The organism is Streptomyces sp. NPDC002328 (assembly GCF_042890065.1).
Classification (GTDB): domain Bacteria; phylum Actinomycetota; class Actinomycetes; order Streptomycetales; family Streptomycetaceae; genus Streptomyces.
In genome coordinates this window covers 60855-74149 of record NZ_JBIARQ010000008.1, presented here as the reverse complement: position 1 = coordinate 74149, position 13295 = coordinate 60855, and the positions used below count along the sequence as shown (strand labels likewise).

Sequence of the window (13295 nt, the reverse complement as noted above, 5' to 3'; positions counted from 1 at the left end):
CGATTTTACGGCGTCTAGCTGCATGAACACTCCATCTTCGCAATAAATGAGTTGCCCAATCCGTGAACGCAACGTAGCGTTTCGAATGTAGGAAACAAAGGGGCGATCGAGGGGGACGGGGATCATGGAGACAGCGCAGAGCAGACGGCAGGCGGCGCCCGGCGCGTTCGGCGCCTTCGCCCGCTTCGTGCTGTGCGGCGGCGGGGTGGGGATCGCCTCCAGCTTCGCGGTGGCGGCGCTCGCCTCCTGGATTCCCTGGGCCCTGGCCAACGCCCTGGTCACGGTGGCTTCCACGCTCCTCGCGACCGAGCTGCACGCCCGCTTCACCTTCGGCGCGGGCGGGCGCGCGACCTCACGCCAGCATGTGCAGTCGGCCGGGTCCGCGGCAGCCGCGTACGCGGTGACCTGCGTGGCGATGCTGGTCCTGCGGCAGTCGGTCGACGCGCCGGGCGCGATGCTCGAACAGGTCGTCTACCTGTCCGCCTCCGCGCTCGCCGGCGGCGCGCGGTTCGTGGTGCTGCGCCTCGTCGTCTTCGCATTGAAGCGCCCGCAGGGCACGGCGGCAGCCCGCCGTACCAGCCCTGCCGTGCACACGGCCGTGATCCGCGGCGCCGCGCCCGTCGACCCGGCGGCACTCTGCCGCACCGCCTGAACGCGCGCGCCGACCGCCTGACCGCTCGAACGACGAGTACGTCGCCCAGGCGCTGCGCGGCGGCGCGAGCGGCTTCCTCGGCAAGGACGTCACCGCCGACGCGCTCCTCGACGCCATCCGCACCATCGCCGCCGGCGACTCCCTCCTCTCCCCCACCGCCACCCGCACCCTCATCACCCGCTTCCTCACCACGCCGACCCCGCACAACCCCCTCACCGCCCCAGAACAGCTCGCCACGCTCACCACCCGCGAACGCGAGGTCATGGCCCTCGCCGCCCAAGGCCTCACCAACGACGACATCGCCGGCGAGCTCCACCTCACCCCTCTCACCATCCGCACCCACATCCACCGGGCCATGACCAAACTCGGCGCCCGCGACCGCGCCCAACTGGTCGTCATCGCCTCCCAGACCCGCCTCGTCCACGTCACGCCCCCGACGTAGACCAGCCCCGGAGAGACTCCGGCGACAGAATCTTGGAGAACTCGGGAGAACGCGCGTGGACACGAAGAGCAAGCCGGTGAGGGACCCTGGAGACCGGGGCGTCGACCGACCCGTCCGGCCAGGCAGTTGTTCGCTCCTTCGGCCGCGCTCAGCGCTCCCGGCGCCTGCGCCGGTAGTACGCCACGGTGACCACCGCGAGCAGCGGTCCCCAGGCCAGCAGCGGCATGTAGCAGCCGGTCATCACCCAGTACCGGCCGCCGTCGGGGGATCCGGCGGCGCCCATGTTGTCCGCGTCGTTCCAGCCGAAGGCACCGGTGAACGTGATGAGGGTGACGAACGCCGCGCCGAGCGAGGCGGGGATCACCGCGGCCGGTACCGGAATCCTCCGGTCGCCCAGGATCGGCACCCACCGGGGGAGCCTTTCGCCCCAACCGTGGACGAGGCCCAGGGTGAGCAGCCCGAGCGCCTCGGCGATCAGACTGAGCCCGATCAGATACGCGGACCCCTCGCCGGGGAAGTTCTCGGGTCGCAGGACCTCGTCGGTGAAGCCGGAGTCCCAGCCCAGGGCGAGCGCGATACGCCACAGCCCGGACGGCAGCGGGGTCAGGGCGGCGAGGTGCGCCGCCAGGCGGACGGCGGCGGACACCTGCGGCGCGGCGGCCGGCGCGGACGATCCGACGATCAGGGTGTCAGCCACGGCGGACCGCCGCCTCGGGCTGCTCGGGAGACTTCGTGATCTCGGCGTGGACGACCTCGTAGCCACCCCTGATCACCGTCGTGAAGGGCGCGGGGGCCATGCACGTACCGGCCTGCGGCCTGACGAGATAGCCGTCCTCGTCCACCAGGCCGGGGTCGACGTTCGCCACTCCCCAGGAGAAGCCGAGCCGGTCCGGCTCACCCCCGGCGCCCTGCTGGACGCTGATGCCCAGCCGGTCGCCGGTCCGGTAGATGTTCGACTTCGTCACGACCGCGGTCAGGGTGGCCGTCCGGCCGCTGGTGACCAGGCAGTTCACCTGCCCGTCCGCCCATCCCACCTCTCCCCCGGGAAGCGTGTGGGAGATCTTCAGCGTGCCCACGGCGTCCGTGGCCAGTCCCGAGGGGGCCGAAGGGGGCAACGGCCGTGTGAACGGCTTCTGTTCGGCGTGGATGGTGAAGCGGATGTCATGGTCGGGCGACTCGACGTACCAGACGCGCGCCGCCCCGTGGACGCTCGCCGTCTTCGCCGGCTTCTTCTCGGCGGCGGGGGTCGGTGCTGCGGGGGCAGGCCCCGCAGCACCGATCAGCCCGACGAGGACGGAGAGGGCTGCCGCGGCGCCTATGACGGTGTTGCGCATGATGAACTCCCTTGTCTGGAAGGGGGGAAGGGGTCTTGCTGCCGTGGTCGGCTGAACGGCTCAAGCTTCGCCCTGACGACCCTCGCGATCCCATCCGCCGATCGGCACAGAAACATGCCGCCGCACCGCTCCCCTATGCCGTTCGGCAGAGATCCCCGACGGGCCGACCGCCCGTAGGCTGATCACCATGGGGGCATCAACGGGATTTATCGCAACCGCACTTGGAGCTCTACCGACGTTGGCGGCAGCCGGCACGCTGGTGTGGGCGGTCGCCCGCCACCGCGGTGACTCACGTCGGCGTCGCGACCATCTCAGCCGTCTCGGTCGCCCGGCCGCAGCGTGCGCGGCCCTCTCCCTGGTCACCAGCTTCACCGCGCCCGCGACCGGGGTCGACGCCGGATGGAAACTGGCGGAAGTCGCTCTCCTCCTGCTCCTCCTGTCCGCGATCACCCGCTGGTCACCACCGCGCGAACTCGCAGCGGCCCTCGCGCTGATCGTCCTCGCGGTGGCCCTGTGGCCCTTGCCCCTGGTGACGGGCGAGTCCTTCCTCGAAGCCGTCGGCATCGCAGCCTTCTGGCTGCTTCCCGCCGTCGCCGCGGTGGCGGCCGGCGCCTACCCCCGCCGCCAGGAACTGCGTCGCCGGCACGCCGTGACGGAGGCCCGCAGCGCCCAGCGTCTGCAACTGGCCCGTGATCTGCACGACTTCGTCGCCCATGACGTCAGCGGGATCGTCGTCCAGGCCCAGGCGGCCCGCTTCGTGGCGGCCACCGACCCCTCCCATGCCGTGCTCGCCCTGGAACGCATCGAGAAGGCGGGCCTGAACGCCCTGGCCGCGATGGACCGCACGGTGCAGATGCTGCACGGCCCGGAGGCACACGCCACCGCGCCACTCCCCGACATCTCCCAACTCCCTACTTTGATAGCGGACTTCACCGCCGCAGGAGCAACCGAAGCAGAGCTGGTCATGCCGCCCGAGACCGCGCAGGCACTCACCCGTGAGGCGGGCGCGGTCGCCTACCGCATCGTCGTCGAGGCGCTGACCAACATCCGCCGACACGCCCCCGCCGCCCCCCGAGCCACCGTCGTGCTCACGCCGACAGCCACCACGGTGAGAATCCAGGTCACCAACGACCGTGGCGCCCGCACCGCCCCGGCGCGCCGACGCGCCACCCCGGGCGGCCTCGGCCTGAACTCCCTCACCGAACATGCCCGAGCCCTCGGCGGGACGCTCTCCGCGGGCCCGCACGGCAACGGCGGCTGGCAGCTCACCGCCGTCCTGCCCACCACACCCACCATGGAGACACCGTGACCGCCGCCTCCGCCGCGACGCGCATCCTCATCGCCGACGACCAGGACGACGTCCGAAGCGGCTTCCGTCTCATCCTGGACAGCCAACCCGACATGACCGTCATCGGCGAGGCGGCCGACGGCCTCACCGCGCTCCGCCTGGCCCACACCCTCAAGCCCGACCTCGTCCTCGCCGACATCCGCATGCCGGGCCTGGACGGCCTCGAACTCACCCGCCGCCTCGCCGGCCCCGACGCACCCGACCCGATCCGGGTGCTCGTCGTCACCACCTTCGACCACGACGACTACGTACGCACCGCACTCCATGACGGCGCCTGCGGCTTCCTCCTCAAACGCTCAGGCCCCACGCTGCTCATCGAGGGCGTGAGAGCGGCGATGGCAGGAGACATCCTCATCAGCCCCCAGATCACCGTCCGCCTCCTCCGAACTCCCGCCCCCACCCCCGCCCCGGCAACCCCCGCCCTCTCCTCACCCCTCACCACCCGAGAACTCGACATCACCCGCCTGGTCGCCGAAGGCCTCACCAACGCCGAGATCGGCGAGAAGCTCTTCATCTCGGCAGGCACCGCCAAAACCCACATCGCCAACATCCAAGCCAAACTCAAAGCCCGCAACCGCGTCGGCATCGCCGCCTGGGCCTGGAGGAACAATCTCCCCGGCCTCACCCCTGAGCAATAGGGCGAGCATTCGGTCGTGATCAAGGGGCGGTCTTGGTGAGGTCCTTGATCCAGAGCATCGCGCCGCGAAGGTGGAGGCCGGCGAGGTAGCTCGCGGGGGTCTTGTCGTAGCGAGTGGTAATGCCTCGCCAGGCCTTCAGTTTGTCGATCAGGCGCTCGATGGTGTTCCGCTCCCTGTAGAGGTCGGCGTCGTGGGTGACGGGCCGGCCGCCTGCGGAGCCTCTCTTCTTCCGGTTGGCGGCCCGGTTCTTCTTCTCCAGGATGACTGTCTGCATGCCGCGTTTGCGCAGGTGGGCGCGGTTGTCGCGGGACGAGTAGGCCTTGTCTCCGGCGACCGCGTCGGGTCGGGTGCGGGGGCGGCCGACCGGCCCGCGTATCCGCACCTTCTCCGGCACGGGGATGAACTGGGGGCTGTCGGCGGCCTGTCCTGCGGTCAGAACGAGCACCAGCGGGCAGCACTTGCGCTCGCCGACGATGTGGACCTTGCTGGTCTGACCGCCTCCGGAGCGCCCGAGCAGGGCGGCCTTCAGGCGGAGCTTGCGCCCACGTCGGACACGTCGCCGCTTTTCCCGTTCGGGGGGTCGTGTGCGGTGTCCTGCCCGTCTTGCCTGTCCCGGTCACCCCCTTTGCCAGGCCTTTCCGCCTCCTCGACGGCCTTCTCCAAGTCGGCGAGCGTGTCTGGGGCGAGGTGCATCCCAGCGGCGTCGTGGTGGGCCCGGACGGTGGTGAAATCCACGCTGACCAGCGACAGGTCCACCTCACCCCGCTTCGCGGCCTCCGCGATATGTGGACCGTCGACCAGGCACCGAACTCCCGCGGCATCTCCCGCCACTGGCTGCCCGCCCGAAACCGCCAGAACACGCCTTCGAACTGCTGCCGCAGACGCTCCGGGTACGGGCCGTAGTCGCCGATCTGGGAGGTACGGCTCGATGAACTTCCATTCGCTGTCTGTCAGTTGTACTCGCGTCACATCCCCTATCCGTACGGGTTGAGTGCCCAGAAGCGGACGGTGTCGGTGCGACGGTCGAACCACAGGTTGGTGGAGTAGCCGCTGCCGTCGCGGTCGAGTCTGTGCGACCGGATCCATTGCGGGTTCTCCGGCCCCTCACCCTTGAGTGGCTTCTCGAACGACGAGGAGAAGTCATCGGCCGGACCCTCGGAGACGAAGGCGTGGGCCGCCGTCAGCTCGGCAAGCTTCCCCGGTGCCAGCCGGGCGAAGCCCGAGATCACCAACTCCGGCGACGGTACGCTCCGGTCGTCCTCGTCCCTGCTGCTCACCCACTTGGCGTCGGTGAGCGGGCCCAGCAGCGGGAATGCCCGCTCCAGCGGTGCGGTGTCGGTGTGCCAGTCACGCTTTGCGCCGTTCGCCACCTGACGCAGGGCCCACCAGGCGGGTAGGACCGCCAGCCCCGCCCCGATCCCGAACAGCTTCCGTCGCTCCAACGTGATCCCCCTCATGTCTGAAAGCAGATGCTCGAAGCCGCTCCGACGACCCGGAGCCGTGCTCATCACCCTTCTTGTCCCCAACCGGCTGCGACCGAGGTGCGGGGTGGCTCCTTCCGGTCGCGGTACGGTCCTGCCATGTCCCGATCAGCAAATACTGACCTCTCCCAGCCACCCGTCACCGCCGATGACCTCGGCCTCGCCGTGCAACTCGCCGTGGCAGTCCTTCGCGAGGTGCCCCCAGCGGCTTGGGAGGGCAAGGCCGGTTCGCTCGAATGGGACTGCTGGGAAACCGTCGAGCACCTCTGCGACGACCTCTTCGCCTACGCCGCACAACTGGGCCCCAGAACACCGCCCTTGGATGGCGAGGTGCCCTTCGTGTGGGAGAGGCGACGGCCCGGCGGCCCGGCGAACGCCATTCACGCGAACCGCGAGGCGGGGCCCGCCGGCCTGCTGCAGGTCCTGGAAGCGAGCGGTGCGCTGCTGGTCGCCATGGTGCGCACGACGCCTCCGCAGACCCGCGCTCACCACGTCTTCGGCGTCTCGGACCCCGAGGGCTTCGCCGCGATGGGAATCGTGGAGACCCTGGTGCACACGCACGACCTGGCACACGGGCTCGGTCTCGCATGGAGCCCGCCTGCCGATCTGTGCTCCCGGGTGCTCGTCCGGCTGTTTCCGGACGCACCGGCGTCCACGGATCCCTGGCCCACCCTCTTGTGGGCCACCGGGCGCGCCGCACTACCCGGACACCCTCGTCTCACCACATGGCGCTGGGACGGCACACCCCGGCCATAGGCCCAGGCCCCTCCGCAGCGAAGGAGAGGCTCGGCCGGAGTTGGCTGGTCAGGCTGCTGCTGAGATCGGTCGGCCGCCCCAGCGGATGCTTGCTGTGCCCGCTCCCGATCTGACGATCACCGCGACGACGTTCCTCACCCGCGAACTGTCCCACGCCATCCGATCCGGTGCTCGTGACTCAGTCGCCGTGAAGACCCCACTCGTCGAGGCCGCCGTAGATATGGGCTTCCAGGCATTGCGGGGCGTCAAGGCCCGTGGCCTCGCCTCGGTACAGGGCGATGAGCGAGTCATTGCCGCGCCACCAGGAGTCGGTCAGACCCTGCACTTCAGGCACGGGTTCGTAGCCGTTGAGGTCCACCGACTCGACGGCCCTGCCCTTGATCCTCGTGACGGTCTTGGCCCAGCGCCCGGCATGGGCGGCGAGTGCCAAGGACTCCACCCATCCGTCTGTGCTGGCATGCAGGGGCGTCCAGCGGTAGGCGTCGATCCCGAACGCGCCGTCGGGGCCGATCACGAATCCGTAGGCCATGGACACCCGGCAACTCCCCGCGGGAAACGACCAGCCACCATCGGCCGAGCCCTTCGGACAGTCGGCGGCCAGGACGCGTGGACCGCCCTCGTAGACGGGCGCGGGTGGCAGGGCGAGGCCGCCCCAGCGGTCCTGAAAGGCCGCGGCACGATCGATCTCCGCGGCCGGAATCCCGTGTCCGAGCCACGCGTCGCGGTGACGCCGTATCTCTTGCCTGGGAAGGCTGATGCCGTCCACCTCGACGAACCTCTTGGCTCTGTCGCTCAAGCCGGCAGGCGCAACGGGGATCGTCGAAGCGCGAGGGGCGGTCGTCATGGCACGGAGTTTAGTGACAAGGCTGGGGAGCACCGCGGGCGGTTGTTTCGGAACTCGGCGTCTGTGGGGGAATTCCCGGGCCACGTAAAGATGTTGAGCCGGTCATGACTCAAGGACCGGCACCTCGCCCCTTGTCCGACGAAGCTCTCTCGCGTCTGCTCGGTGAGCAGCAGTTCGGCACCCTCGCCACCGTCAAGCGTGACGGGCGGCCCCATCTGACGACCATGGTCTACAGCTGGGACGCCGAAGCCCGTGTGCTGCGGTTCTCGACTACGGCCGACCGGGTCAAGGTCAGGCACCTGCGCCGCGATCCGCGTGCGGCGCTGCACGTGCTGGGCGGTGATGTGTGGTCGTTCGCCGTCGCCGAGGGAGAGGCCGAGGTTTCCGAGGTCACGGCGGTCGCGGGTGACGCGGTCGGGCGGGAGCTGCTCGGGATCGTCCCGGAGACCGCGAAGCCGGAGGACGAGGAGGCGTTCTTGGAGCGGCTGGTCGCCGAACGGCGGGTGGTCGTCCGGCTGAAGGTGGACCGGTTGTACGGGACGGCACTCGACGTCGACGACGCGTAGTCGGCATCCGGTCCGTCTGTGCCGGCAGTGTCGGCTGTGCTGGTTGCGGTGCGTCGGCCTCGGGGTGCCCGTAGGTGGCGTCCCCGACGTCTCATCGTGCTCGGTCCTCGCGGTACAGGTCGATGGCGAGAGCGACCGCGGCGTGGGTGGCCGGGTGGGGGTCCTGGGCGCGCCAGATGAGGTGGACGGGGACGGGGGCGGCGTCGCGCAGGGGGCGATAGGTGATGCCGTCGCGGCGGTACTGCGCGGCGGTGGCCTGGGGGGTGACGCCGACGCAGCGGCCGGAGGCGATGGCGGCGAGCCAGTCGTCGATGTCGTGGATGTACTCGACGTCGGGCCGTTGGTCTTCGGGCCACAGGTTCACGGTGGTGGTGCCGGTGCGGCGGTCGAGGGCGAGGGTGCGCGTGGCGACTTCGGCCAGGCGGATGCTGCGCCGGCGGGCCCACGGGTCGTCGGAGGCCAGGGCCAAGTAGCGATGCTCCTGGCCGACGACGGCGTGCGACCAGGGTTTGAGATCGAGCGGGGCACGGACGACGGCGAGGTCGCACAGTCCTTCGGCGAGTCCGGCGGTTGAGGAGTTGTGGCGGATGAGCCGGAGCTCGGTCCCGGGGTGGTCGCGGTGCCAGCGCCGCTGGAACTCGGTGGTGTGACGGCCGAACGCGGACCAGGCGTGGCCGATGTGCAGGCGGCTGTGGCCGGCGGCGGCTTCGGTGACGAGTTCGTCGGCACTCGAGAGCAGGGGGCGTGCGCGGGCGAGAACCTGCACGCCGGCCGTGGTGGGAGCGACCATGCGGCTGGTGCGGTGCAGCAGTCGCACTCCGAGGATCTTCTCCAGGGCGAGCAGGTTCCGGGAGACGGCGGCCTGGGAGATGCCCAGTTCGAGCGCCGCGTCCGTGAAGCTGCCGGTGTCGACGATGGCGACCAGGCAGCGCAGGTGTCGCAGCTCCAGTCCGGTAGGTTCTCCTCGGCGTCCGTCCATGCGCTCAGCGTATAGACAGCGCTGTGGATGCATTTTGCGTATCCGCGGGGAGGCCCCACGGTGAGGCCATGGTGATGGAGACGACCTCACAGGACGCCGGGCAAGCCCTCGCCGCCGACGGCGACACACCGGGCCGGGGCGGGGGCCACCGGGGTGGCAGCACCCGAGGCTGGAGTCGCCGCGCCGGGGTGGCGTTGATGCTGGGCAGCGGGCTGTCCAACCAGGTCGGGGCATCGGTGGCGGCGCTGGCCTTCCCGGTGATCGGCCCGGTGGGGGTGGTCGCGGTCCGCCAGTGGGTGGCCGCCGTGGTGCTGTGGGCGGCCGGCCGGCCCCGCCTGCGGTCCTTCACCGCGGCGCAGTGGCGGCCGGTGCTGGGGCTGGCGCTGGTGTTCGCCGTGATGAACCTGTCCCTGTACACGGCCATCGACCGCGTCGGCCTCGGACTGGCCGTCACGCTGGAGTTCCTCGGCCCGCTGACGGTGGCCCTGGCCGGCTCCCGCCGCCGGATCGACGCGGTGTGCGCGCTGGCCGCCGCGGCGGCCGTCGTCGTGCTCACCCGCCCCTCCCCTGCCACCGACTACCTGGGCATCGGCCTGGCGCTGCTGGCCGCGACGTGCTGGGGCTGCTACATCCTGCTGAACCGCACCGTCGGCCGCCGCCTGCCCGGCCTGGAGGGCTCGGCCGCCGCCGCGGCCGTCTCCGGTGTCCTCTACGTCCCGGTCGGCGCCGTGGTGCTCTGGCAGCGTCCGCCCACCCTGACCGCCCTCGCCTGCGCGCTGGCGGCCGGGGCGTTGTCCTCGGCGGTGCCGTTCCTCGCCGATCTGCTGGCGCTGCGACGCGTCCCGGCGCACTTCTTCGGCGTGTTCATGAGCGTCAACCCGGTCTTCGCCGCCGTCGTCGGCTTCCTCGTGCTCGACGAGCGTCTCGACGCGGCTGCCTGGGCTGCCGTCTGCGTGATCGTCGGCTCCAACGCCGTTGCCGTCACGGCGACTTCACCCAGAGGCCGGGCTGCTCACCCGTCCTCGCCCTCGCCCTCACCCTTGCCGTCACCGTCGTCCTCGACGTCGTCACCCTCGCCCTCGTCACCCTCGCCTTCGTCTTCGCCGTCGTAGGACCCGACGGCAGCCGCACCCCGCCGGCCCTGCTGCTGGTCGCCCGCCGACCTCACGCCTGGAGCGCGGTGCGCAAGGCGGACGCCATCAGTTCGATCGCCTCCTTCGCGGCGGGCACCGGCCCGGTGTGCGTGAAGTAGTGGTCGACGCCCTCGAAGACGCGGTGGGTGACCGGAACGCCCGCGGCGTCCAGGGACTTGGCGTACGCGTCGCCCTCGTCGCGCAGACGGTCGTGCTCCGCGGTGATGACCAGCGCCGGCGGGAGACCGGCGAGGTCGTCGGCCAGTGCGGGTGAGACCAGGGGGTGCGTGCGGTCGGCCTGGGCGGGGACGTAGGCGGCGGTGAAGATCCGGATGAAGCGGGGGTTGAGCAGCGGCTTGGCGATGGGCGAGAGCTTGGTGGAGGGGTCGGCCGCCTGGTCGAGCGGTGCGGAGTCGATGATCTGGAGCCGGGGAGTGAAGGTGCCGCGGTCGCGGGCCGTGCGGCACACCGCGGCGGTGAGGTTGGCTCCGGCGCTGTGCCCGCCCACGGCGAGTCGCGCACCGTCCCAGCCGCCCGCAGCACCGTTGTCGGCGACCCACGCGCAGACCTCGTACGCCTGGGTGACGGGAGCGGGGAACGGCCGCTGCGGGGCGACGGCGTAGTCCACGTTGATCACGACGCAGCCGGCGTGGGCCGCGATGTAGCGGCAGATGTGGTCGTCCTGCTCGGGGCGGGCCACGATGAATCCGCCGCCGTGGAAGTTGACGTACACCGGTGCGGGGTCGGGGGTGGGGGCGGAGTCGGGGGCGGAGGTCGCCCCTCCGGCGGTCGGCGGGCGGTACACGGTGCAGGTCACCGGGCCGGCGCTCGTGGGCACTTGGAGGGTTTCGGTGTGCGCGGGGATGTCGGTGAACCGCAGTTCCTCGTGCACGCGGGTCATCATTCCGCTGAGCAGCAACTGAATGCCTCTGGCCTGGACGCCGGGACTGAAGAGCATGGGCCGACCCCTATCGCTGCAAGTTTAAAATAACAGGTTTCCTGATAATGAGACCTCGGCGCGCATCACGCAATGCCCGACGCCTCCACCCCGCGGATCACACCTCGACATAGGCATGTCAAAACTGTTGACCCGTCACTGAAAACGTTTTAACTTCACCTGACGCCGCATCCACAGCCGAGGAGGCTTCGTGGCCGTGCTGATACGTGAGCGCTCCGGAAAATCGGCGGATAACCACTCTTCTCGCCGACCACCCGGTGCCACCGCCGAGCGAAAACGTTTCAACGAACGACGCGGCAAGACGCTGTTACTGCTCATGCTCCCGGGCCTGGTCTACTTCCTGCTCTTCCACTACGGCACCCTGCTCGGCAACCTCATCGCCTTCAAGGAGTACGTCCCCTTCGACGGGATCTGGGGCAGTCCCTGGGTGGGCGTGGGGAACTTCCGGCGGATGTTCGAGGACGGCGCCTTCTGGGACGCCGTGCTCAACACACTGTGGATCGCGATCCTCCAACTGGCCTTCTACTTCCCGGTTCCGCTCGCGCTCGCCCTGCTCCTGCACAGCCTCACCTGGAGTTCGGTGCGCCGGTTCGTGCAGTCGGTGGCCTACCTGCCGCACTTCATCTCGTGGGTGATCGTCGTCGCCCTCTTCCAGCAGGTGCTGGGCGACACCGGACTGCTCAACTCCTCGCTGGACGACATGGGTTGGCACACCGTCGACGTCGTCGGCAACCCGGACGCCTTCAAGCCGCTCGTCGTCGCCCAGGTGATCTGGAAGGACGCCGGCTGGGGCACGATCATCTTCCTCGCCGCGCTCGCCCAGGTCGACGAGCAGCAGTACGAGGCCGCGGCGATCGACGGAGCGGGCCCCTGGCGGCGCTTCTGGCACATCACCCTGCCCGCGATCCGCCCGGTGATCGTGCTCCTGCTCATCATGCGGCTCGGCGACATCCTCTCCGTCGGCTTCGAGCAGATGCTGCTCCAGCGGGACGCGGTCGGACCGGAGGCCGCCGAGATCCTCGACACCTTCGTCTACTACCAGGGCATCGTCGGCGGCGACTACGGATTCGCCGCCGCCGCGGGCCTGTTCAAGGGCGTCATCGGAGCGCTCCTCGTCTTCGCGGCCAACAAGGTCGCCCACCGTCTCGGCGAACAGGGGGTCTACAGGTGAGCGCCCGCACCCGAGCGCAGGTCCGGCGCCGAGCGAGCATCCGGCCCCGAGCGCAAGACCGGCCCCGCTGGATGGAGAAGCCCAAGCCCGTCACCCAGGCCGCCAAGGCACTCGCCCTGGTCGCGGTCGTGGCCCTGGTGTGCGTGCCCTTCCTCGTGATCCTCTCGACGTCGATCGCCTCCCAGCAGGAGGTGGTGGACAACGGCGGCTGGGTCCTGTGGCCCGAGAACCCGACGCTCAAGGCATACCGCGACATCCTCGACGGCGGCATCGTCACCCACGCCCTCGGTGTCAGCACCGGCGTGACCCTGGTCGGCACGCTCCTCAGCCTCGCCTGCACCGTCGCCCTCGCCTACGCCCTGTCCCGCCCAGGGGTCTTCGGCGGCAAGCCCCTCCTGCTGCTGATCCTGTTCACGTTCCTGTTCCCGCCCGGCATGATCCCGAGCTTCCTGCTGGTCAAGGAGCTCGGCCTGCTCGACTCGTACGCCTCGCTCGTCCTGCCCGTGCTGGTCAACGTGTTCAACCTGGTCGTGCTGCGCGGCTTCTTCCAAGGCATCCCCGAAGAGCTGTACGAGGCCGCCCGGTTGGACGGCGCCGGCGACTGGCGCGTCCTGTGGTCGGTCGTCCTGCCCCTCTCCAAAGCGGCGCTCGCCGTCGTCGGCCTCTTCTACGCCGTCGCCTACTGGAACTCCTGGTTCTACGCCTCGCTCTACTTGGAGAGCGAGCACTGGCCGCTCCAACAGGTCCTGCGCACCTACGTGGTGGCCGGGTCCGGACTCACCGACACCACCGTCGGCGAGGCGCGGGTCAACGCGCCGCAGACGATCCAGATGGCGGTCCTCGTCATCGCCACCGTGCCGATCCTGCTCGTCTACCCCTTTCTCCAGCGGTACTTCACCAAGGGCGTGCTCACCGGCGCCGTCAAGAGCTGATCACCACCCGGTCCTCGTCCAGAGCCGCGTGTCACGGCTCGCGTGCAGCCGTGCCCTCAAG

At 70.2% G+C, this 13295-nt stretch carries 14 protein-coding genes and 2 pseudogenes; 9 read left to right on the top strand and 7 right to left on the bottom strand.

Going from position 1 to position 13295, the window contains the following annotated elements; translation table 11 throughout:
• Window positions 1-124: 124 nt before the first annotated feature.
• Both ACFYX4_RS21515 and ACFYX4_RS21510 read left to right on the top strand, forming a co-directional pair.
• The gene (locus tag ACFYX4_RS21515; RefSeq protein ID WP_389335426.1) at window positions 125-652 is read left to right on the top strand and encodes a hypothetical protein; all 528 of its coding nucleotides are present in this window, start codon (window positions 125-127) and stop codon (window positions 650-652) included.
• 31 nt (window positions 653-683) lie between these two features.
• A pseudogene (locus ACFYX4_RS21510) lies at window positions 684-1094 on the top strand (LuxR C-terminal-related transcriptional regulator); the annotation flags it as partial.
• Window positions 1095-1242: 148 nt separating this feature from the next.
• Here the strand turns inward: ACFYX4_RS21510 and ACFYX4_RS21505 are convergent.
• Window positions 1243-1791, bottom strand: coding sequence for a hypothetical protein (locus ACFYX4_RS21505; protein WP_389335423.1), 549 nt, complete (start codon window positions 1789-1791; stop codon window positions 1243-1245).
• Window positions 1784-2428 (bottom strand): hypothetical protein, encoded by a 645-nt coding sequence (locus ACFYX4_RS21500; RefSeq protein ID WP_389335420.1) that lies wholly within the window; start codon window positions 2426-2428, stop codon window positions 1784-1786. The genes ACFYX4_RS21505 and ACFYX4_RS21500 overlap by 8 nt, the downstream gene beginning before the upstream one ends.
• Before the next feature lie 187 nt (window positions 2429-2615).
• Between ACFYX4_RS21500 and ACFYX4_RS21495 the strand changes: the two genes are divergently transcribed.
• Window positions 2616-3737 carry a sensor histidine kinase gene (locus ACFYX4_RS21495; RefSeq protein ID WP_389335417.1) on the top strand — a complete coding sequence of 374 codons (1122 nt, stop codon included), beginning with the start codon at window positions 2616-2618 and terminating at the stop codon, window positions 3735-3737.
• Window positions 3734-4414 carry a response regulator gene (locus ACFYX4_RS21490; RefSeq protein WP_389335414.1) on the top strand — a complete coding sequence of 227 codons (681 nt, stop codon included), beginning with the start codon at window positions 3734-3736 and terminating at the stop codon, window positions 4412-4414. The genes ACFYX4_RS21495 and ACFYX4_RS21490 overlap by 4 nt, the downstream gene beginning before the upstream one ends.
• A gap of 19 nt (window positions 4415-4433) precedes the next feature.
• Here the strand turns inward: ACFYX4_RS21490 and ACFYX4_RS21485 are convergent.
• Both ACFYX4_RS21485 and ACFYX4_RS21480 read right to left on the bottom strand, forming a co-directional pair.
• Window positions 4434-5383 (bottom strand): annotated as a pseudogene (locus tag ACFYX4_RS21485) (IS5 family transposase).
• 5 nt (window positions 5384-5388) lie between these two features.
• Window positions 5389-5871, bottom strand: coding sequence for a hypothetical protein (locus tag ACFYX4_RS21480; RefSeq protein WP_389335411.1), 483 nt, complete (start codon window positions 5869-5871; stop codon window positions 5389-5391).
• Between the two features lie 123 nt (window positions 5872-5994).
• Here ACFYX4_RS21480 and ACFYX4_RS21475 point away from each other — a divergent pair, with 123 nt between their 5' ends.
• Window positions 5995-6651: a maleylpyruvate isomerase N-terminal domain-containing protein gene (locus tag ACFYX4_RS21475; RefSeq protein ID WP_389335408.1), complete on the top strand. Its 657-nt coding sequence runs from the start codon at window positions 5995-5997 to the stop codon at window positions 6649-6651.
• A gap of 178 nt (window positions 6652-6829) precedes the next feature.
• Here the strand turns inward: ACFYX4_RS21475 and ACFYX4_RS21470 are convergent, their stop codons facing one another.
• Window positions 6830-7495, bottom strand: coding sequence for a hypothetical protein (locus tag ACFYX4_RS21470; protein ID WP_389335405.1), 666 nt, complete (start codon window positions 7493-7495; stop codon window positions 6830-6832).
• Window positions 7496-7599: 104 nt separating this feature from the next.
• Here ACFYX4_RS21470 and ACFYX4_RS21465 point away from each other — a divergent pair, with 104 nt between their 5' ends.
• Window positions 7600-8061 carry a PPOX class F420-dependent oxidoreductase gene (locus ACFYX4_RS21465; protein WP_389335402.1) on the top strand — a complete coding sequence of 154 codons (462 nt, stop codon included), beginning with the start codon at window positions 7600-7602 and terminating at the stop codon, window positions 8059-8061.
• 91 nt (window positions 8062-8152) lie between these two features.
• Here the strand turns inward: ACFYX4_RS21465 and ACFYX4_RS21460 are convergent, their stop codons facing one another.
• Window positions 8153-9040 carry a LysR family transcriptional regulator gene (locus ACFYX4_RS21460; protein ID WP_389335399.1) on the bottom strand — a complete coding sequence of 296 codons (888 nt, stop codon included), beginning with the start codon at window positions 9038-9040 and terminating at the stop codon, window positions 8153-8155.
• Window positions 9041-9237: 197 nt separating this feature from the next.
• Here ACFYX4_RS21460 and ACFYX4_RS21455 point away from each other — a divergent pair, with 197 nt between their 5' ends.
• Window positions 9238-10152, top strand: coding sequence for a DMT family transporter (locus ACFYX4_RS21455; protein WP_389335922.1), 915 nt, complete (start codon window positions 9238-9240; stop codon window positions 10150-10152).
• A gap of 52 nt (window positions 10153-10204) precedes the next feature.
• On the opposite strand, the gene ACFYX4_RS21450 is transcribed toward ACFYX4_RS21455, so the two are convergent.
• A complete protein-coding gene (locus ACFYX4_RS21450) occupies window positions 10205-11131 on the bottom strand; it encodes an alpha/beta hydrolase (RefSeq protein ID WP_389335396.1) in 927 nt (308 codons plus the stop codon).
• Between the two features lie 316 nt (window positions 11132-11447).
• Here ACFYX4_RS21450 and ACFYX4_RS21445 point away from each other — a divergent pair, with 316 nt between their 5' ends.
• Both ACFYX4_RS21445 and ACFYX4_RS21440 read left to right on the top strand, forming a co-directional pair.
• Entirely contained in the window at window positions 11448-12302 is an 855-nt protein-coding gene (locus ACFYX4_RS21445) for an ABC transporter permease (protein WP_389335393.1), read from the top strand.
• 71 nt (window positions 12303-12373) lie between these two features.
• Complete coding sequence (locus ACFYX4_RS21440; RefSeq protein ID WP_389335390.1) at window positions 12374-13234, top strand: carbohydrate ABC transporter permease; 861 nt, start codon at window positions 12374-12376, stop codon at window positions 13232-13234.
• Window positions 13235-13295: the final 61 nt, after the last annotated feature.